The sequence below is a fragment of the Actinomadura rayongensis genome (assembly GCF_009831215.1).
In the GTDB taxonomy this organism is placed as follows: domain Bacteria; phylum Actinomycetota; class Actinomycetes; order Streptosporangiales; family Streptosporangiaceae; genus Spirillospora; species Spirillospora rayongensis.
This window is the reverse complement of the sequence record NZ_WUTW01000007.1, coordinates 129,330-148,008: the sequence shown is the minus strand read 5'-3', so window position 1 is coordinate 148,008 and position 18,679 is coordinate 129,330. Positions and strand designations below refer to the sequence as shown.

Annotated in this window: 18 protein-coding genes; 8 read left to right on the top strand and 10 right to left on the bottom strand. The window is 73.9% G+C overall.

Annotated features, from left to right (window positions below; all coding sequences use genetic code 11):
- Positions 1–43: 43 nt before the first annotated feature.
- The 5 genes from GQ466_RS25700 to GQ466_RS25680 form a co-directional block, all read right to left on the bottom strand.
- Positions 44–1,318, bottom strand: a complete 1,275-nt coding sequence (locus GQ466_RS25700; protein WP_161105612.1) for a COG4705 family protein — start codon at positions 1,316–1,318, stop codon at positions 44–46.
- A 38-nt stretch (positions 1,319–1,356) separates the two neighbouring features.
- Positions 1,357–2,619 (bottom strand): ATP-binding protein, encoded by a 1,263-nt coding sequence (locus GQ466_RS25695; RefSeq protein WP_161105611.1) that lies wholly within the window; start codon positions 2,617–2,619, stop codon positions 1,357–1,359.
- Positions 2,610–3,263 carry a response regulator transcription factor gene (locus GQ466_RS25690; protein WP_161105610.1) on the bottom strand — a complete coding sequence of 218 codons (654 nt, stop codon included), beginning with the start codon at positions 3,261–3,263 and terminating at the stop codon, positions 2,610–2,612. Before GQ466_RS25690 ends, GQ466_RS25695 begins: the two co-directional genes overlap by 10 nt.
- An 11-nt stretch (positions 3,264–3,274) precedes the next feature.
- Positions 3,275–4,111 carry an undecaprenyl-diphosphate phosphatase gene (locus GQ466_RS25685; protein WP_161105609.1) on the bottom strand — a complete coding sequence of 279 codons (837 nt, stop codon included), beginning with the start codon at positions 4,109–4,111 and terminating at the stop codon, positions 3,275–3,277.
- 64 nt (positions 4,112–4,175) lie between these two features.
- Complete coding sequence (locus GQ466_RS25680; RefSeq protein ID WP_161105608.1) at positions 4,176–4,811, bottom strand: DedA family protein; 636 nt, start codon at positions 4,809–4,811, stop codon at positions 4,176–4,178.
- Positions 4,812–4,885: 74 nt separating this feature from the next.
- Between GQ466_RS25680 and GQ466_RS25675 the strand changes: the two genes are divergently transcribed.
- From GQ466_RS25675 to GQ466_RS25665, 3 genes are read left to right on the top strand one after another with little or no spacing between them, the layout of a single operon-like run.
- A complete protein-coding gene (locus GQ466_RS25675) occupies positions 4,886–5,290 on the top strand; it encodes a BlaI/MecI/CopY family transcriptional regulator (protein ID WP_161105607.1) in 405 nt (134 codons plus the stop codon).
- A complete protein-coding gene (locus tag GQ466_RS32980; protein ID WP_161105606.1) occupies positions 5,287–6,219 on the top strand; it encodes a M48 family metalloprotease in 933 nt (310 codons plus the stop codon). Before GQ466_RS25675 ends, GQ466_RS32980 begins: the two co-directional genes overlap by 4 nt.
- Before the next feature lie 60 nt (positions 6,220–6,279).
- Positions 6,280–7,194: a MarR family transcriptional regulator gene (locus GQ466_RS25665; RefSeq protein ID WP_161105605.1), complete on the top strand. Its 915-nt coding sequence runs from the start codon at positions 6,280–6,282 to the stop codon at positions 7,192–7,194.
- On the opposite strand, the gene GQ466_RS25660 is transcribed toward GQ466_RS25665, so the two are convergent.
- The 5 genes from GQ466_RS25660 to GQ466_RS25640 are packed head-to-tail and all read right to left on the bottom strand — an operon-like array spanning position 7,166 to position 12,409.
- Positions 7,166–8,083 (bottom strand): hydroxymethylglutaryl-CoA lyase, encoded by a 918-nt coding sequence (locus GQ466_RS25660; RefSeq protein ID WP_161105604.1) that lies wholly within the window; start codon positions 8,081–8,083, stop codon positions 7,166–7,168. The genes GQ466_RS25665 and GQ466_RS25660 overlap by 29 nt on opposite strands.
- Entirely contained in the window at positions 8,080–9,246 is a 1,167-nt protein-coding gene (locus tag GQ466_RS25655; RefSeq protein WP_161105603.1) for a CaiB/BaiF CoA transferase family protein, read from the bottom strand. Before GQ466_RS25655 ends, GQ466_RS25660 begins: the two co-directional genes overlap by 4 nt.
- A complete protein-coding gene (locus GQ466_RS25650; RefSeq protein WP_161105602.1) occupies positions 9,243–10,100 on the bottom strand; it encodes a fumarylacetoacetate hydrolase family protein in 858 nt (285 codons plus the stop codon). The genes GQ466_RS25655 and GQ466_RS25650 overlap by 4 nt, the downstream gene beginning before the upstream one ends.
- Positions 10,101–10,109: 9 nt before the next feature.
- Entirely contained in the window at positions 10,110–11,318 is a 1,209-nt protein-coding gene (locus tag GQ466_RS25645; protein ID WP_161105601.1) for an FAD-dependent monooxygenase, read from the bottom strand.
- Positions 11,315–12,409 (bottom strand): cupin domain-containing protein, encoded by a 1,095-nt coding sequence (locus GQ466_RS25640; protein WP_161105600.1) that lies wholly within the window; start codon positions 12,407–12,409, stop codon positions 11,315–11,317. Before GQ466_RS25640 ends, GQ466_RS25645 begins: the two co-directional genes overlap by 4 nt.
- A gap of 272 nt (positions 12,410–12,681) precedes the next feature.
- On the opposite strand from GQ466_RS25640, the gene GQ466_RS25635 reads away from it, so the two are divergent.
- The 5 genes from GQ466_RS25635 to GQ466_RS25615 are packed head-to-tail and all read left to right on the top strand — an operon-like array spanning position 12,682 to position 18,665.
- A complete protein-coding gene (locus GQ466_RS25635; RefSeq protein ID WP_161105599.1) occupies positions 12,682–13,812 on the top strand; it encodes an ABC transporter substrate-binding protein in 1,131 nt (376 codons plus the stop codon).
- A 16-nt stretch (positions 13,813–13,828) separates the two neighbouring features.
- Positions 13,829–15,544 carry an ABC transporter permease gene (locus GQ466_RS25630; protein ID WP_161105598.1) on the top strand — a complete coding sequence of 572 codons (1,716 nt, stop codon included), beginning with the start codon at positions 13,829–13,831 and terminating at the stop codon, positions 15,542–15,544.
- 11 nt (positions 15,545–15,555) lie between these two features.
- Positions 15,556–16,683, top strand: a complete 1,128-nt coding sequence (locus tag GQ466_RS25625) for an ABC transporter ATP-binding protein (RefSeq protein WP_161105597.1) — start codon at positions 15,556–15,558, stop codon at positions 16,681–16,683.
- Positions 16,684–16,698: 15 nt separating this feature from the next.
- Positions 16,699–17,661 carry a PhnD/SsuA/transferrin family substrate-binding protein gene (locus tag GQ466_RS25620; protein WP_161105596.1) on the top strand — a complete coding sequence of 321 codons (963 nt, stop codon included), beginning with the start codon at positions 16,699–16,701 and terminating at the stop codon, positions 17,659–17,661.
- A gap of 11 nt (positions 17,662–17,672) precedes the next feature.
- Positions 17,673–18,665 (top strand): amidohydrolase family protein, encoded by a 993-nt coding sequence (locus tag GQ466_RS25615; RefSeq protein WP_161105595.1) that lies wholly within the window; start codon positions 17,673–17,675, stop codon positions 18,663–18,665.
- Positions 18,666–18,679 lie beyond the last annotated feature (14 nt).

Here is an 18,679-nt window from a genome sequence, read left to right as displayed (position 1 = left end):
TCCTCGCCGCGGGGCGCGGCGAGGACGGCGCCGATCGGGTGCGTCAGCGCAGGTCCGCGAGGAGCGTGGTGAGTTCGGCCTCCTGCTTCGCCGGCGCCATCGGCGGGTTGGAGTGGTCGATGCCGAAGGTCTTGAGGACCTGGTCCAGCTGCGCGTCGATGAACGTCCAGCCGGTGCCGTCCAGCGGCTGCAGGGACTTCTGGTCGGCGTCCCAGAGGTCGCGCAGCGCCTTGGCGGCTGCGTGGGCCCCCTTCGCGTTCCCCGACCGCGCGTCGGCGAGCGCGGTGGACGCGAGCGCCCTCAGCCTGGCGACCTTGGCGGGCGGGAACTTCTCGGCGGCCTGGCCGGGGGCGAGCTGCACGGTCGGGGTGGCGTCGGTCTCCGGCGCCGGAGTGACGTGCGGCCGGTTGTGCGCCACCGTCAGCAGGACCGCCGTGGCGACGGCGAGAGCGCCGAACCCGGCCAGCGCGACGCGTTCCCTGCGCGGATCGCCGGGGGCGTGCGGGTCCTGCGCGGCCCGATGGGTCTCGGTGACGTCGGCCCGCGTGGCGGTCAGGTAGAGGACGGTCGCCAGGATCAGCCCGAGGAAGATCAGGCTCGTGGTGAAGGTGCCCAGGGCGAGCCCCGTCGGGTCGCCCGGGGACTCGGCGACCTTGGGCGAGGCGAGCCAGTCGCCGATGTTGGCGCCCAGCGGGCGGGTCAGGATGTACGCGAGCCAGAAGGACAGCACGGGGTTCGCGCCGAACTTCCACAGCACCGTGATCGCCGCGATGAGGCCGAGCGGCAGCAGGACCGACGCTCCCGGACTCCAGCCGGTGAGGTCGAGGGTCCAGTCGCCGGTCGCGGTGCCGAGCGCGAAGGTGACGAGAACGGTGAGCCAGTAGAACGACTCACGGGACCGCGTCGCGACCGCGTGGATCGACAGCGTCCGCTCGCGCAGCCACCACACGCCGAAGACCGCCACGAGCAGGACCGAGAACACCGCCGAACTGATCCACAGCGGCACGTTGAGCTGGTCGGTCAGGATGTCGGTGTACAGCGTGCCCGTCACGCTGACGACCACCACGGTGAGCCAGTACGGAAACGGGACGTACCGTTTCAGCCGCAGCTGCACGGCCAGGACCACCACGAAGACCGCGGTGAAGATCAGGGCCGTGTTCACCAGGCCGACGCCCAGCTTCATGTCGATCCAGTCGGCGAAGCTCTCCCCGACGGTCGTGCAGAGGATCTTGATCACCCAGAACCAGACGGTGACCTCGGGAACCTTGTTGAGCAGGAGCCGCCCGCGCCGCGAGCGCACCGCGCTTGTCGTCGTCATGCGGAGAGGCTGGACCGCCGCACCTGCCCGTAACCTGACTACCGGGACGCCCGGGGCAGGGTCACCGCGACGCGGCCGTGGCCGTCGGCGACCGCGCGCACGTCCACGCCGGCGGACGCGGCGAGGCGCCGGACCACGGCCAGCCCCAGCCCGTGCCCGCCGCCCCCGGTGACGCCCGCCTCGAACGCCCGCCCGACCTGCGCCGGATCGAATCCCGGACCGTCGTCGAGGACCTCGACCACCACGTCCCCGGCCCGGACGCGCGCCGTGATCCGGACGCGCGACGCCGCGTGCCGCAGCCCGTTGTCGAGCAGGGGCGACAGGACGGCCACCACGAGTTCGGCCGCCACCGCGACGTCGACGCCGGCGGGAACGGCGACGTCGACCGGGCGTCCCGCGACGGCCCGCCGTGCTGCGGCCCGCAGATCGCAGCGGGCGCCGACGTCGCCGCCCGACCGGGCGGTGCCGAGGATCGCGCTGACCGCCGTGTCCAGCCGTTCGACCTCCCGCAGGACCGATTCCGGCGCCAGCTCGCGGCGCGACAGCTGCGCGAACTGGGCCTCACCGCGCAGGACGGTCATGGGCGTCCGCAGCTCGTGGGCGATCTCGTCGGTGAGCCGCCGTTCGTCGGCGAGCGCGGTGTCGACGCGGTCCAGGAGGCGGTCGAGCGTGCGTCCGAGTTCCCCGAACTCGTCGCGGGGGACGCCGAGGTCGAAGCGGCGCCCGGGTTCGTGGTCGCTCCAGTCGTCGGCGAGCGCGGCCATGGCGTGGACCACCCGCAGCGCCCGGCGCACCGCGAGGTGGGCGACGGCGCCCGCGAGCAGGATCGACAGGCCCCCGAGGATGAGCGACAGCGCCAGGCCGCGCCGCTCCGACGCCTCGTAGGGCGTCAGATCGACGCCCGCGACCACCACCGCCCGGTGACCTTCGATCGAGATCGCCCGGGAGTGAAAGAGGTGATTGTCGGCCGTGACGGTCCGGGACCGCCCGGAGCCCGCCAGCTCCTCGACGTGGTCGAGGACGCCGTCCGGCGCGATCCCGTCGATGAGGCGCCCGTCGGCGTACACCCACGCGACCGTGTCCAGGGCCTCGTTGCCGTTCTCGGTCATCACGACGCGACCGCCGCGCACGGTGACGTTCGCCGCGACCGCCTCCGCCCGCGTCCGCGCGAGCCCCCGCGAGTCGGCGTCGGTCACCCGGCTCAGCAGCACGTGCGAGACGACCACCAGGACCGCCACCACCGCCGTCGCGATCACCACGGTGAGCGCGACGACCTGCCCCCGGAAGCCCGTCACTCCCATCGGTACCCCACCCCGCGGACCGTCCTCAGATGATCGGCCGCGCCCAGCGCGCCGAGCTTGGCGCGCAGGCGGCGGACGAAGGAGTCGAGGGTGTTGTCGCTGACCCGCGCGCCGTGCGGCCAGCCCGCGGCGACCAGGGCGTGGCGGCGCACGGCCTCGCCCCGCGACGCGGTGAGCCGGCCCAGCAGCCGGAACTCGGTCGGCGTCAGGCTCTCGCTCCGCGAACCGTAGGTCACGACGTGCTTGGCCGGATCGAGGACGACGCCGCTCGGCGTGGGGCGCACGGTCGTCCTGCGCAGCAGGGCGCGCACCCGGACCAGCAGTTCCGGGACGTCGAACGGCTTGGTCACGTAGTCGTCGGCCCCGGCCTCGAAGCCGCCCACCTTGTGGTGCACGCCGTCCAGCGCGGTGAGCATCAGGACGGGCGCGTCGACGCCGCGCGCCCGCAGCGCCAGGCAGACGTCGCGGCCGTCGGCGTCCGGCAGCCCGAGGTCCAGGACGACCAGGTCGGGGACCGGGTGGAGCGCGCGCAGCAGGCGGTCCGCCGTGGCGGCGACCGAGACGCGGTGCCCGTCGTGTTCGAGGACGCGCTTGAGGACGTCGCGCACCGCCGCGTCGTCCTCGCACACCGCGATGAGAGCCATGCGCCCGGCGGTCAGGCGGAGAGGCCGCCGCTCGCGAGGAGGCCGAGGAGCAGACCGGCGACGGCGAGGCGGTAGAGGACGAAGGCGTTGAAGGTGTGGCGGGCGACGAAGCGCAGCAGCCAGGCGATGGAGGCGTAGGCGACGACGAACGACACCAGGGTGCCGACCAGCAGCGGGCCCGTCGCGGTGCCCGTGCCGAGCGCGTCCTTGAGTTCGTAGAGGCCCGCGCCGGTGAGGGCGGGGATGCCGAGGAAGAACGACAGCCGGGTGGCGGCGACGCGGTCCAGGCCGCGCAGCAGCCCGGTGGACATCGTGGCGCCCGAGCGGGAGAAGCCGGGGAACAGCAGCGCGAGGATCTGGGAGGTGCCGACCAGCAGTGAGTCCGCGAGGGTGGCCTCGGCCTCGCCCCGCTTGTGGCGGCCGTACCGGTCGGCGGCCCACATGAACCCGCTGCCGAAGATCAGCGATCCGGCGACCACCCACAACGAGGCCAGCGGCCCGTCGATGAGCGGTTTGGCGGCCAGGCCGACCAGGACGACGGGAATGGTGGCGTAGATGACCCACCAGGCGAACTTGTAGTCGTGGTTCTGGCGCTGCTCCTTGTTCGCGACGCCGCGCAGCCAGGCTCCGGCGATGCGGGCGATGTCGGAGAAGAAGTAGAGCAGGACGGCGGCGATCGCGCCGACCTGGATGACCGCGGTGAACCCGACCACGGAGTCGTCGTCGACGGGGATCTTCATCAGCCCTTCGACGATCTTCAGATGGCCGGTGGAGGAGACGGGCAGGAACTCCGTCAGCCCCTCGACGACACCGAGGACGACGGCCTGGCCGATCGTGATGGCGGTCATGCGGGTCTGCCTTCCGGACGGCCGCCGGGGCGGCGGTGGGCGGAGCGCGGGGACGGGCCGGGCGTCACGAGGGACCGCCGGGCCGGCGGCGGTTCCGGCGCAGTTCGAGCAGCACGGGAACGGCCGACACGACCACGATCACCGCGACGATCGGGAGCAGGTAGGCGTCCACGCCGGGGATCGTGGAGCCGAGCGCGTATCCGGCCAGGGTCACGCCGACCGCCCAGACCAGCCCCCCGGCCGCCTGCCAGAGCGTGAACACCCTCGCCGGAACGTCCAGCGCGCCGGCCATCGGGTTGAGGACCGTGCGCACGACCGGGATGAACCGGGCCAGCACGATCGCCTTGCCGTGCCCGTAGGAGCGCAGCAGTTCCTCCGCCCGCGCGGCGCCCCGCCGCAGATGCTCGTTGCGCGAGCGCGCCAACAGCGGCCGGCCGCCCCGCCGTCCGATCCAGAACCCGGTCTGCGCGCCGGCCAGCGCGCCCGCCACCGCCGCGAGCAGCACCAGCGGCAACGACAGATGGACCTTGCCCGTCGCCGACGTCGTGCACAGCAGGCCGGCGGTGAACAGGAGCGAATCGCCCGGCAGGAAGAACCCGATCAACAGCCCGGTCTCGGCGAACAGGACCAGGAACACCCCGAACGCGCCGAGACTCGACAGCAGGGACGTCGCGTCCAGCGGGTTGAGCGCCGCCGTCATGGCTCCTCGTTTCCTGGGGTCGCCCGATCGAATACAGTGACATCTACACCATGTAGAAGTTCTACACCATGTAGATGCTCGAAGACGCCCGGAGGTTCGCCGTGGACGAGGGCACGGGCGCGCGCCGCCCCGCCGGCGCGCTGGAGGCCGAGCTGCTGGCCGTGCTCCAGAGCGCGGACGCGGCGCTGACGCCCGGCGACGTGGCCGAGCGGATGGGCGGCGAACTGAGCTATTCGACGGTCGTCACCGTCCTGTCCCGGATGTACGCCAAGGGCACGCTGAACCGGGAGCGCTCGGGCCGCGCCTACGCCTACAGTCCCGTCCTGGACGCGCCCGGGATGGCGGCCCGCCGGATGCGGGAGGTCCTGGAGAACGAGCACGACCGCGACGCGGTCCTCGCCCGGTTCGTCGGCGAGCTGTCGCCGCGCGACGAGGCCCTGTTCCGCCGCCTGCTGGCCTCCGACGACGGACGGGAGTGACGGGCGTGCACCTGGCCGTCTACCTGCCGCTGCTGCCGTCCCTGGCCGCCGCGCTGTCGGCCCGCTGGCTGGCCGCCCGGCTCGACCCGCGTCCGGCCACCTGGCTCCTCACCGCGACCGCGCTGGTCCTCGCGACGGCCAGCACCATCACGCTCGGCCTGCTCGCCATCGCCGGGCTCGTCCGCATCCCCCTGGTCACCGAGGCGGGCAGGCTGTCGCGCACCGTCCTGGCGAGCACCGACCCGACGTCCCGGTTCGTGTCCCTGGCCGCCGGACTCCTCCTCACCGCGGCGGCGCTCGCGACCGTCCGCGCGCTCTGGCACCGCGGACGCGCCCTGCTCGCCGCCGCCCGCCAGGCCCGCAGCCTGCCCGGCACCGGCGATCTCGTCGTCATCGACGACCCGGCGGCCGACGCGTTCACCCTCCCCGGTCTCCCCGGGCGCATCGTCGTCTCCACCCGGATGCTCGACGGCCTCACCGAAGCCGAACGCGTCGCCCTCATCGCCCACGAGCGCGCCCACCTGCGCCACCGGCACCACTGGTTCACCACCGTCGGCCACCTCGCCGCGTCCCTCAACCCCCTCCTGAGGCCGGTGAGCCGGGCCGTCTCCTACACCGTCGAACGCTGGGCCGACGAGCACGCCGCCCGCGCCAGCGGCGACCGCCGCCTGGTCGCCCGGACGGTCGCCAAAGCGGCCCTCCTCAAAGCCGACAATCCACACAAGTCCGCCCCCGCGCTCGGCATCACCGGCACGGAACTCGCCGCCGGCGGCCCCCTGCCGCGCCGCGTCGCCGCGCTGATGGCCGCGCCCCCGCGCCGCCGGGTCCTGCTCATCGCCGCCGTCGCCGCGACGCTCGTCCTCACGGGCCTGTGCACCCTCGAAGCCGTCCACGACCTCGAAGACCTCCTCGAAGCCGCCGGCGCCTGACCGGCCCGGTGTTCCGGCGCGTGTTCGACGTGGGTTGGTGCGTACACGTAGTATTTTCGCGTGACCGCCCCCGCCGACGCCTCTCTCCCCGTGCTGGGCACCGCGCCCGGACATCTGATCCGCTGCGTGCAGCAGGCGCACACGGGCCTGTGGCAGCAGCACGTGCTGGTCGGGCTCACGTCCGTCCAGTACGGGATCCTGCTGGTCGTCGGGCAGCAGGGGAAGCTCGACCAGAAGACCGTCGGCCACCTGATGTCGCTGGACAAGTCGACCACGGCCGACGTCGTGTCGCGGCTCGTCCGGCGGGGCCTGGTCACGCGGCAGCGGGACCCGAAGGACGGCCGCCGCCGTCCGGTCTGCCTCGCGGCGCGCGGCAGGCTGGCGCTCGTCCAGGCGACCCCCGCCGTCGTGGAGGTGCAGCGGCGGCTGCTGGACCCCCTTGACGCGGCCGAGCGCGACGAACTCTTCGGGCTGCTGAGCCGCGTCGCCTACCAGGGGCCCGCGCCGGACGACGAAGCCCTCGCCGCGGACGACGGCGCGATCCCGGCGGAGCGGCTGCACCGCCACCCCGGGCACCTGGTCCGCCGCGCCCAGCAGGTCCACACGACGCTGTGGACGCGGTCGGTGTCCTCGTCCATCACGTCGGTGCAGTACAGCGTGCTCCTGAGCCTCCACCGGGAACCGCTTCTGGATCAGCGGACGCTCGGCGTCCGCGTCTCGCTGGACAAGTCGACGGGCGGCGACGTCGTCGCGCGCCTGGAGGAGCGCGGCTGGGTGGAGCGCACCCGCGACGCGGGCGACGGGCGCCGCAACCTGCTCGGCCTGACGGCGGCGGGCCGTGACTTCCTCATCGACCGCGCCGCCGCCGTGGTCGCCGTCCAGGCGGAACTGCTGGCGCCCCTGCCCGCGGGGGAGCGCCGGCGGTTCACGGACCTGATGGCGCGTCTCACCCGGGCGCACGAGGCGGCGCCGTAGCGGGGAACGGCCCCGCCTGCGCCAGCGCCGAGCGCGGCGCCACCCCGAGCACGTCGCAGATCCACCGGCCCGCGCCGGTGACCGCGTCGACGTCGATCCCGGTGCGGTGGCCGCTGCGGTGCAGCATCCACGCCACGTCCTCGGTGGCGGCGTTGCCCGCCGCGCCCGGCGCGAACGGGCAGCCGCCGATGCCGCCCGCGCTCGCGTCGTGGACCGTCACCCCTTCCAGCAGCGCCGCGTGGACGTTGCCGAGCGCGGTGAGCCGCGTCTGGTGGAAGTGGGTGCGCAGCGGCAGCCCGCACACCGCGCGGACGGCCCGCAGCCGCGCGGTGACGTCGGCGGGGACGGCGCAGCCGATCGTGTCGGCGAGGGCCAGCTCGTCCGGCCCGGCGCCCGCGACCGCGCGGGCGGCCTCCCGCACCCGGTCCACGGGGACGTCGCCCTCGTAGGGGCAGCCGAACGCGACGGCGAGCGTGACGGTCGTCCGCAGCCCCGCGTCGGCCGCGAGCCCGAGGATCGAGGGCAGTTCGGCGAGCGCATCGGCCGTCGTGCGCCCCTGGTTCGCCGTGCCGAACGCGTCGGTGAGCGGGACGACGTAGTTGATCTCGTCCAGCGCGCCGGTCGCGACGGCCCGCTCGACGCCGCGCCGGTTGAGGACGAGCCCGATGAGGCGCGCGCCGGGCACGGGCCCGAGCCCGGCGAGGACGGCCTCGGCGTCGGCCATCTGCGGGACGCGCCGGGGATGGACGAAGCTCACCGCCTCGATCCGCCGCGCCCCGGCGGCGGCGAGGTCCCGCACCAGCCTGATCTTGTCGGCGGTGGGGACCGTGCGGTCCTCGTTCTGGAGCCCGTCGCGCGGGCAGACCTCCACGATCTCCACGTCCGTCACGGCGTTCCCCCTTCGCCGAGCACTTCGGCGTTGTGCGCGCCGGGGGTCAGCGGCCCCGGCCAGCGGACGGCGCCGGGGCTCGCGCTCAGTTTCGGCACGACGCCCGGCATGACGATCTCGCCGAGTTCGGGATCCTCGACGGGCAGCAGCATCCCGCGCTCGGTGAACAGCGGGTCGGCGAAGATGTCGGCGACCGTGTAGACGAGCCCGGCGGGCACGGCCGCCTCCGCCAGGAGGTCGAGCAGAGCGTCGGCGTCGTGCTTCCCGGTCCACTCCTGGACGATCGCGTCGATCTCCTCCTGGTGCGCCCCGCGGGCGGTGTGCGTGGCGAAGCGCGGGTCGGCGGCGAGGTCCGGGCGGTCCATGCACGCCGTGAGGCGGGCGAACACCGTGTCCTGGTTCGCCGCGACGACGACCCAGCGGCCGTCGGCGGTGCGGTACAGGTTGGACGGCGCGAGGCCGGGCAGCGCGGTCCCGGTCGGGCCGCGCACCGCGCCGGTCGCGGCGTACTCGGGGACGACGCCCTCCAGCAGGGAGAAGCACGCCTCGACCAGCGACACGTCCACGACCTGCCCGGTGCCCGCCCGCGCGTCCCGCCAGTACAGCGCCATCAGGATCCCCTGGACGGCGATCATGGCGGCGAGGCTGTCGCCGAGGGAGACGCCGAGGCGCGGCGGCGGACGGTCGGGGAAGCCCGCCAGGTGCCGCAGCCCGCCGACGGCCTCGGCGACGGACGCGTACCCCGGCCGGTGCCGGCCGGGCCCGGTCTGCCCGTAGCCCGACACGCGGGCGACGACGAGGCCGGGGTTGCGCTCCCACAGGACGTCGGGCGCGAGCCCCCAGCGTTCGAGCGTCCCGGGCCGGAAGTTCTCCACCAGGACGTCGGACGACTCGACCAGCGTGAGCAGCGCGTCCCGGCCCTCGGCGGACCGCAGGTCCAGCGTGACGAGCCGCTTGTTGCGGCTCTGCACCGACCACCACAGCGTGCGGCCCCGGTGCCGCGCCGCGCCCCACTCGCGGAGCGGGTCCGGACGGCCCGGGTCCTCGATCTTGATGACCTCCGCGCCGAAGTCGGCGAGGATCCGGCCCGCGTACGGCCCGGCGATGAGGCTGCCGAGTTCCAGGACGCGCAGGCCCGCGAGCGGCCCGGCGGGCGCGGTCATCGGGCCGCGCCCGGGACCGGCGGGGGCGGCGGGACGGGCCCCCGGTCGCGTCCGGCGGTGTGCGACGCGACGGCGGCGTCGGCGCGGACGGCGACGGCGAGGTCCGGGCCGAGCCCGGACAGCCGCAGCCGGATCGCGTCGCCCGCCGCGAGCGGCCCGACCCCGGCGGGCGTCCCGGTCGTGATGATGTCGCCCGGGTGCAGAGTGGTCACCCAGGAGGCGTACGACACCAGGCGGGCGGCGCTCCAGATGAGGTCGCGCGTGTTGGCGTCCTGGCGCAGATCGCCGTTCACCCAGCAGCGCAGGTCCACGTCGGCCGGGTCGCCGAACTCGTCGGCGGTGACGAGGACCGGACCCATCGGCGTGAACGTCTCGAAGGACTTGCGGGTCGAGCGGTCCTCGCCGCCGCGCATCGTGATGTCGAGCAGGCCGGTGTAGCCGAACACGTGGTCCAGCGCCGTGTCCTCGCCGACGCGCCGCGCGGTCCGCCCGATGACGAGCGCGAGTTCGCCCTCCTGGTCGAAGCGGCGGTCGTGGTAGGGGAGCTGGACGGTCCCGCCCGGGTCCAGGATCGACGACGGGGCCTTGAGGAAGAAGCCGAGCACCCCGACCTGGGAGTCCACGCTCATCTCGGCCTGGTGGTCGCGGTAGTTGACCGGCGCGGCGATGATCTTCGAGGGGTCGAGGACCGGGGCGCGCAACCGCACCCGGTCCAGCGGCGTGCCGGCGGCCTCGGGGACACCGCCGGGGATCCCGCCGGTGATGACGTCCAGCATGGTGCGACCGCCGAGGTCCACCACGCGGTCGCCGCGCAGCACGCCGGCGCGGCCGTCGTCGTAGGTGACGAGTCTCATGGGTTCCTCTCAGCCCGCCGACGCGGGGGCCTGCGGCCGGGCGTCGGTCCGGTAGTCGTAGAGCCAGTCGGTGTAGCGGAAGTCGCGCGCGTCGCGGTCGGCGAGCAGGGCGTCGCGCAGCAGCGCGGTGACGCCGCGGGCGTGGACGATCTCGCCCATCCGCCGCGCCCACGTCTGGACCTCGGCGGTCCGGGGGACGCGTTCGGCCTCGTAGGCGGCGAACGCGGCGGGCACGTCCGCGCCGTGCGCGGTGAGCAGGTCCGCGAGGACGACGGCGTCCTCCAGCGCCTGGCACGCGCCCTGCGCGAGGTACTGGGCCATCGGGTGGGCGGCGTCGCCGAGCAGGGTGGCGCGGCCCCGCGACCACGCGCGGGCGGGCGGCCGGTCGCGCAGGACCCAGCGCCGGTCGCGGTTGACCAGCCGGACGCCCTCGCTGACGTGGCCGGTGGTGGCGGCGAACGCGCGGTCGAGTTCGTCCGGCGGCCCCCACTCCTCGGCCGGGCCCCGCTCGTCGGCGGAGAACACCGCGACCTGGTTGAACAGCTCGCCGCCCCGGACGGGGTACTGGATGAGGTGCAGGCCGGGCCCGATCCACCAGGTCATGTTGTCCTTGCCCGCCCGGTCGGAGATCGCGGCGGTCGGGATCGTGCCCCGGTAGGCCACGTCGCCGATGTACGCGGGGTCGCCGTCGCCGATCGTGTGGGCGCGGACCGCCGACCACAGGCCGTCCGCGCCGACGAGCGCGTCCGCCCGGTACTCGGCGCCGTCGGCGCACACGGCCACGGCGACGTCGCCGTCCTGCCGCACCGACCGGACGCTCCGTCCCGTCTCCAGCGTGATCGCGGGTTCGGCGCGGCACGCGTCGAGGATCGCGGCGAGCAGGTCGGAGCGGTGGGTGACGATGTAGGGGTGCCCGTAGGCGGCCTGGAACTCGGCGCCGAAGTCGATCGCGGTGATCCGCTCGCCGGTCACGGCGCTCATGAGCACGGCCTGCGGCGGCCGGACGGCCTCGCGCAGCACGTCGCCGAGCACGCCGAGGCGGTCCAGGACGCGCAGCGCGTTCGGGGCGAGCTGCACGCCCGCGCCGATCTCGCTGAACTCGGGGGCCTGTTCCAGGACGTGGACGGGGACGCCGTTGCGGGCCAGCGCGAGCGCCGCCGTCAGGCCGCCGATGCCGCCGCCGACGACGAGCCGTCCGACGCGGTGCCGGACGGTCATGAGGTGCCGCCGACGCGGGAAATGCCGGGCATGGGGGTGTTCTCCTCGGTTTCGGATCGTTCCGCACGGCGGCCGAGGCCCAGGGCCTCGATGACCGGCGTGTCGGACAGGACGAACAGGTCGGCGTCGGCGTCCGCGCGGTGCTGCGCCCACGCCCACGACGGGACGACGAACACGTCCCCGGCGGTCCAGTCGACGCGGTGCCCGCCGACGAGCGAGGACCCCGCGCCCCGGTGCACGACGCAGACGGCGCTGCCGACCGTGCGCGTCGCGGTCGTGCGGCCTCCGGCGAGCACCCGCTGCAGCTCGGCGCGCAGGGTCGGCATGACGTCCGCGCCGGTGGCGGGGTCGGTGTAGCGGACGCGGGCGTGGTCCCGTCCGGTGGACGCGAGCTGGGCGCGCAGCGCGGCGTCGGTGGCGTCCCAGCGGTAGACGAGCAGGGCGGAGTGCCGTCCGGGCGCCGCCTCGCCGGCGGGCCGGAGCCCGACGCGGCCGAAGCGCTCCTCCGAACGGCACGGGTCGCCGGGGGAGAAGGGCGTGAGGTCGTCGGGTCCGGGCTCGAAGAACACCGCGTCCAGGGCGCGGACCAGCGGCAGGTCGAGCCCGTCGAACCAGATCATCGGCTCGTCGCCGCGGCTGCGGTGCTCGTGCCAGGTGTTGCCGGGGGTGAGGACGAGGTCGCCGGGCTCCATCGCGATCGGGTCGCCGTCGACGAGCGTCCAGACGCCCGAGCCCTCCAGGACGAACCGCAGCGCGGCCGGGCTGTGCCGGTGGGCGGGGGCGCTCTCGTGTCCCTTGAGGTACTGGACGGCCGCCCACAGCGTGTGGGTGGCGAACGGGAGGCCGCCGAGGTCGGGGTGGGACAGGGCGAGGACGCGGCGGTCGCCGCCCCGGTCGATGCCGACCAGCGCGCCCGCGCGCTCGGCGAGCGCGCGCAGGGTCCGGCCGTCCCACCGGTGGGGGCCGAGGCGATTCGGGGCCGGGGGGAGCAGGCCCGCCTGCCGCCACAGCGGCTGGAGGTCGGCCGCCGCCAGGTCGGCGTACAGCGCGTCCAGGTCGGGTTCGTCGTCGTCGAATCGGGTTGTCGTCATGGTCCTCTCCTCGGCGGCGGGGCGGTGGCCTCCGGGTCAAATTAGTCCGTACACGGACTAGATCGCTCACGGTAGGTCGGGGCGGCGACTCCGTCAAGGGCGGGCTGTTTAGCGGTCTCTTGCTGCGGCGACTCGATCCCGGGTGTTGACACCGTGATGTGGGTCTCATACCTTGCCCACAGGTAGTCCGTATACGGAACGACCGGGCCGCGCACCGCGGCGCGGTCCCCTGGCACCCCCCTGCGGACACCCGAGCAGGATCGAGGAGGATCATGCGTCCCCTGCGCAGCGTTCTGTCCGGCGGCCTTCCGGCCGCCCTGTCCGCCGTCGTCCTGGCGGCGGCGTGCGGCGGCCCGCCGACCGGCAGCGCCGACCCCGCGTCCGCGTCGGACTCCAAGGTCGCGACCTACGCGAAGTTCGCCCGGCTGACCGGGCCCGCGCGCACCGAAGCCCTCGTCAAGGCCGCCAAGGCCGAGGGCGAGGTCGACGTCTACACCAGCAACGAGAAGCTCCAGGCCCTCGTGGCCGGGCCCTTCGCGAAGAAGTACGGCATCAAGGTCAACGTCTTCCGCGCCCAGAGCGAGGACCTGCTCCAGCGCGTCCTCCAGGAGGACAGCGCCGGCAAGCCGAAGAACGACGTCGTCGACGCCACCAACTTCGAGCTGGGCGTCCTGTCCGACAAGAAGATCCTGTCCCGCTACGACAGCGACATCCGCGGGCGGCTCAGCCCGCAGGCGCGGATCAACGCCGGGTGGGTCACGACCCGCTTCAACGCCATCACCGTGGTGCGCAACACGAAGAAGGTGTCGGAGGCCGACGCGCCCCGCACCTTCGAAGACCTCGCCGACCCCCGGTGGAAGGGCAAGCTCGCCCTAGAGCTGTCCGACTCCAACTGGTACATGACGCTCTGGGACTACTTCGCCCAGCAGGGCCGCAGCGACGCCGAGATCACCAGGCTGTTCAAGGGGATCGCCGCGAACGCCCGGACCGTCCAGGGCCACGTCAAGCTCAACGACCTGCTCGCGGCGGGCGAGGGCGCGGTCGGCGTCACCGCCTACAACCGGCTCGCGCTCACCGCCCGGGCCAAGGGCGCGCCGCTGGCCGTCGACGCCGCCGTGCAGCCGATCGTGCTCGTCCCGTCCGGGGCCGCGCCGATGACGCGCGCCGCGCACCCCGCCGCCGCGCTGCTGTTCGTGGACTTCCTGCTCACCGACGCCCAGGCCGTCTACGCCCACGACAACGACATCGTCTCCAACCCGTCGGCCGTCCCCGGCTACCGGCCGCTGCTGCCCGCCGACGCCAGGACCGTCACCGTGGACACGGCGAAGTACGTGCGGGAGTCCGGCCCCTGGTCCAAGGCGTACGACAACCTCCTGCGCCACCACGACCCGGTCAAGCCGTGAGAGCGGGTGAGACACCATGACCCTGGCCACCGCACCGCCGCGTGACCGCGCGCCGTCCCCGGCGCCCCGCCGGCGCCGCGCCGGAGCCCGGACGTTCGTCGGCGTCGGCACGGTCGCGGTCGTCGGCTACCTCGTCCTCGTCCCGCTGGCCTACCTGGTGTGGGGGGCGCTCAGCGACGAGCGCGGCATCACCTTCGCCGGGTTCCGCCGCGCGTACGCCGACTCCCAGCTCGGGGGCGTCGTCGGCGACACCGCCCTGTACGTCGCCGGGTCCACGCTGGTCGCCGTCGCGTGCGGGACGCTCATGGCCTACGCGCACGTCCGCACCGACGCCCCCTTCCGGCGCCTGTTCTTCCTGTCGTCCATCATCCCGCTGGCGCTGCCGAGCGTCGCCTACGTGCCCGCCTGGATCTTCCTGGCGAGCCCCGACATCGGGCTGCTCAACCGGATGAGCGACGCGGTCCTCGGCGTGACGCCGTTCAACGTCTACGGCGTCGGCGGGATGATGTTCGTCCAGGGCATCCACTCCACGCCGCTCGTGTTCCTGCTGATGTCCGCTGCGTTCCGCTCCACGGACGCCTCGCTGGAGGAGTCCGCGCAGACCTGCGGGCTCGGCCGCGCGGTGATCCTGCGCCGCATCACGCTCCCGCTCGTCCGGCCCGCGCTGGCGGCGGCGACGCTCATCGTCGCGGTGCAGTCGCTGGAGAGCTTCGAGGTCCCCGCGATGCTCGGGCTGCACGACGGCGTCTACGTCCTCATCAGCAAGATCTACTTCCTCATGCAGCAGTACCCGATCGACTACCAGGCGACGGGCGCGCTGTCGCTCGGCCTGCTGGCCGTCGCGACCGTCGGCGTCGTGCTGAGCCGCCGGATCTCGCGCGGCGCCGCGCAGACCGTCACCGGCAAGGCGTTCCGGCCCCGGCGGATCCGGCTCGGCCGGATGCGCGGCGCGGTCGGGGCGCTGACGCTCGCCTACTTCGCCGTCGCGGTGCTCGCGCCCGTCGCGATCCTCGTCTACGCGTCGCTGCTGAAGACCTACCGGACGCCGTCGCTGTCCACCGCCGGGTTCACGCTCGACAACTTCTCGGCCGTGCTGTCCAGCGGGACGACGCTCACGGCCGTCCGGAACTCGACCGTCCTCGGCCTCGGCGCGGCCGTCGTCGTGATGGCGCTCAGCGCGTTCACCGGGTGGATCGTCGTCCGCTCGCGCAGCCGCGCCGCGACGGCCGTGGACGCCCTCGCGTTCACCCCGCTCGTCATCCCGGGCCTCGTGCTCGGCCTCGGGCTCGCGTTCGTCTACCTGCGGTCCCCGATCCCGGTCTACGGGACGCTCTGGATCCTGCTCATCGCCTACGTCACGCGGTTCCTGCCTTACGGCGTCCGCTACGCCAACACCGCGATGCAGCAGGTGTCGGCCGAGCTGGAGGACTCGGCGGTCGTGTTCGGCGCGTCCTGGTGGACGACCATGCGCCGGATCCTGCTGCCGCTGGCGCGGCCGGGCCTGATCGCGGGCGGGCTCTACATCGTCGTCGTGTCGTTCCGCGAGCTGTCCAGCTCGATCCTGCTCTACAGCCCCGGCACCGAGGTCATCGGCGTCCGGGTGTTCGAGCAGTACCAGGAGGGATCGCTGACGAGCGTCGCGGCGATGGGCGTGCTGCTGTGCGCGTTCCTCGGCGTGCTCGTGACCGCCCTCGTCGCCGTCGCCGGACGCCTCGGCGTCGACCTCGACTAACGGAGATCGTCATGCTCCACGTGCAGGACCTGATCATCGACTACGCGGGCGGCGGCCGGCGCGCCCGCGCCGAGGACGCCGTGCGGGCCGTGGACGGCGTGAGCTTCGACGTCGCCCCCGGCCAGCTGTTCACGCTGCTCGGCCCGTCCGGATGCGGCAAGACCACCACGCTGCGGTCGGTCGCGGGCCTGGAGTCCCCGAGCGGCGGCAGCATCACGATCGGCGACCGGCTGGTGTACTCGGCCGCCGAGAACGTCGACGTCCCCGCCGACGAGCGCAGGCTCGGCATGGTGTTCCAGTCGTACGCGATCTGGCCGCACATGACCGTCGCCAAGAACGTGTCGTTCCCGCTGGAGCTGGCCAAGCGGCGGGCGCGGCCGTCGCGCGCGGAGATCCGGGCGCGCGTCGAGAAGGTGCTCGCGGTCACCGAGCTGGACGCGTTCGCCGACCGTCCGGCCACCAAGCTGTCGGGCGGGCAGCAGCAGCGGCTCGCGCTCGCCCGCGCGCTCGTCATCGAACCCCAGCTCCTGCTGCTGGACGAGCCGCTGTCCAACCTGGACGCCAAGCTCCGCGAGTCCATGCGGATGGAGCTGAAGCGGCTCCAGCGCGACCTCGGGCTCACCGCCGTGTACGTCACGCACGACCAGGTCGAGGCGCTGGCGATGTCCAGCGTCATCGCGGTGATGAACGGGGGGAAGATCGTCCAGATGGGGACGCCGCGCGAGATCTACGAGCGGCCGAACTCGCGGTTCGTCGCGGACTTCATCGGCACGTCCAACCTGCTGCCCGCCGTCGTCGCGGGCGCCGGGCCGGACGGGACGAGCGTCCGCGCCGGGCACGCCGTGCTGCGCTCGGCCGACCGGGTGGACGCCGCGTCCGGCGCCGACCTGCTGGTGTCGCTGCGTCCGGAGGACCTGTCGCTCGCGCCGCACGACCCGGCGGCGCCGCCGGCCGGGGACAACGAGCTGGCGGGCGTCGTGACGGCCCGCGCGTTCCTCGGCGAGGCGACCGAGCACGTCGTGCGGGTCGGCGACCGGAGCGTGCGCTGCCGGTCCAACCCGTCGCTGTCGATCGAGCCCGGACGGGACGTGACCGTCCGCGTGGCGCCGGAGAAGGTCCGGCTCGTCCCGCTCGGCTAGGAAAGGGTGCGATTCTTGAGTTCCGTACGGCTGTCGGTGGCCACCGCCGACTACGACCACGTCCGCGACCTGGTGTCGGGGGCCGTCCCGGTGGACGGCGCGGACCCGGTCTGGATGGTCCTGCCGGTCGAGGAGATCTTCCACCGGTTCTTCGTCCACGGCGAGTTCGACGTCGCCGAGGTGTCGATGGCGCGCTACGCCCAGTACCGCGCCGACGGCGGCGACGCGTTCGTCGCGCTGCCGGTGTTCACCTCGCGGGTGTTCCGGCACCGGGCGTTCGTCGTCCGCGACGACTCGCCGCTCACCGCGCTGGAGGACCTGGCGGGCAAACGGGTCGGCGTGCCCGAATGGGTGCAGACCGCCGGGGTGTACGCGCGGGCCGTCCTGGAGCACCACGGCGTCGGGCTGGACGAGATCGCCTGGACGCAGGCCGGGCTGCGCCAGCCCGGACGGCGCGAGCACGTCCCGCCGCGCCTGCCGTCCGGTGTCGCGATCACCTCGGTGACCGACCGGTCGCTGACCGGGATGCTCGCCGCCGGGGAGCTGGACGCGCTGATCACCGCCCGCGAGCCCGGCGGCCCGTTCCGTCCGCTGCTGGCCGACGCCCGCGACCGCGAGCGCGCCTACTACGACGCGACCGGCATCTACCCGATCATGCACACGGTCGCCGTCCGGCGGCGCCTGCTGGAGGAGCACTCCTGGCTCGCGACCGCGCTGTTCAAGGCGTTCTGCCGGGCCCGCGACGCCAGCCTGGAACGCCTCACCGACACCGCCGTGTCGCGGATCCCGGTGCCGTGGCTGCCGCAGACCGCCGGCGACCCGTCGCTTCCGGGCTTCGGCTGGCCCTACGGGGTCGCGGCCAACCACACCACCCTGGACGCCTTCCTGCGCCACTGCCACGACCAGGGCGTCTGCGCCGCGCGGCTGACACCCGAGGACGCCTTCCTCACCGCCGTCGAAGACGTCTACCGGGTCTGAAGGAGATCGTTGTGCTCGTCATCGACACCCACCACCACTACGTGCCGCCCGCGCTCGTCGCCCGCTACGACGGCGGACGCAGCGGCACCCAGGTCGCGCCGCCCGGCATGACGAAGATCAACAGCCATCCGGGGCTGTCCGACGTCGACGAGCGCCTGCGCACGATGGACGCGGCGGGCGTGGACGTCGCCGTCCTGTCCAGCATCCTGAGCTGGGACGCCTCCGCCGAGGAGTGCCGGATCACCAACGACGCGTTCGCCGGGCTCCAGACGTCGCATCCCGGACGGTTCGCCGGGCTCGCCCACGTTCCGACGGGCATGACCGCCGAGTCGCTGAACGAAGTGGACCGCGCGCTCGGCGACCTCGGCCTGCGCGGCCTCAGCCTTCCCTCCCAGCCCGACGGGCACCCGCTCGACGCGCCCGAACTGTGGCCGCTGTACGAGAAGGCGTGCGCCTGGGACGTGCCGATCTTCGTCCATCCCGCGATGCCGCCGCGCGGGTACGCGTTCATCGGCGACTACGACCTGTCGCGGATCGTCGGCCGCGAACTCGACCTGATCCTCCAGACGACGCGGATCATCGCCAGCGGCCTGCTCGACCGCTTCCCCACGCTGACGTTCGTCATGAGCCACATGGGCGGCGGCATCGCGGCGATCACCGAGCGGCTGCGCGGCAAGCAGCACCGCTTCGGCCCCCACCTGGAACGGTCCTTCGACGAGTACCTGGGCCGCATTCACTTCGACCTCGCCGGATTCGAGGGCGGCCCGGGCGCGCTCGCCTGCGCGCTCACCGCGCTGGACCCCGCCACGCTCCTGTTCGGCACCGACTTCCCGCAGGACTTCTCCGGCGTCGGGTCCGTCGAGACCAAGGGCGCGGCCGGGATCGCCGCCTACGTCCGGGCCGTCGCCGACCTCGACCTGCCGGACGGCCTGCCCGCCGCGATCCTCGGCGGCACCGCCGCGCGGCTGCTCGGGCTGGACTCGTCCGGGCGTCCCCGGGCATGACCGTTACCGACACC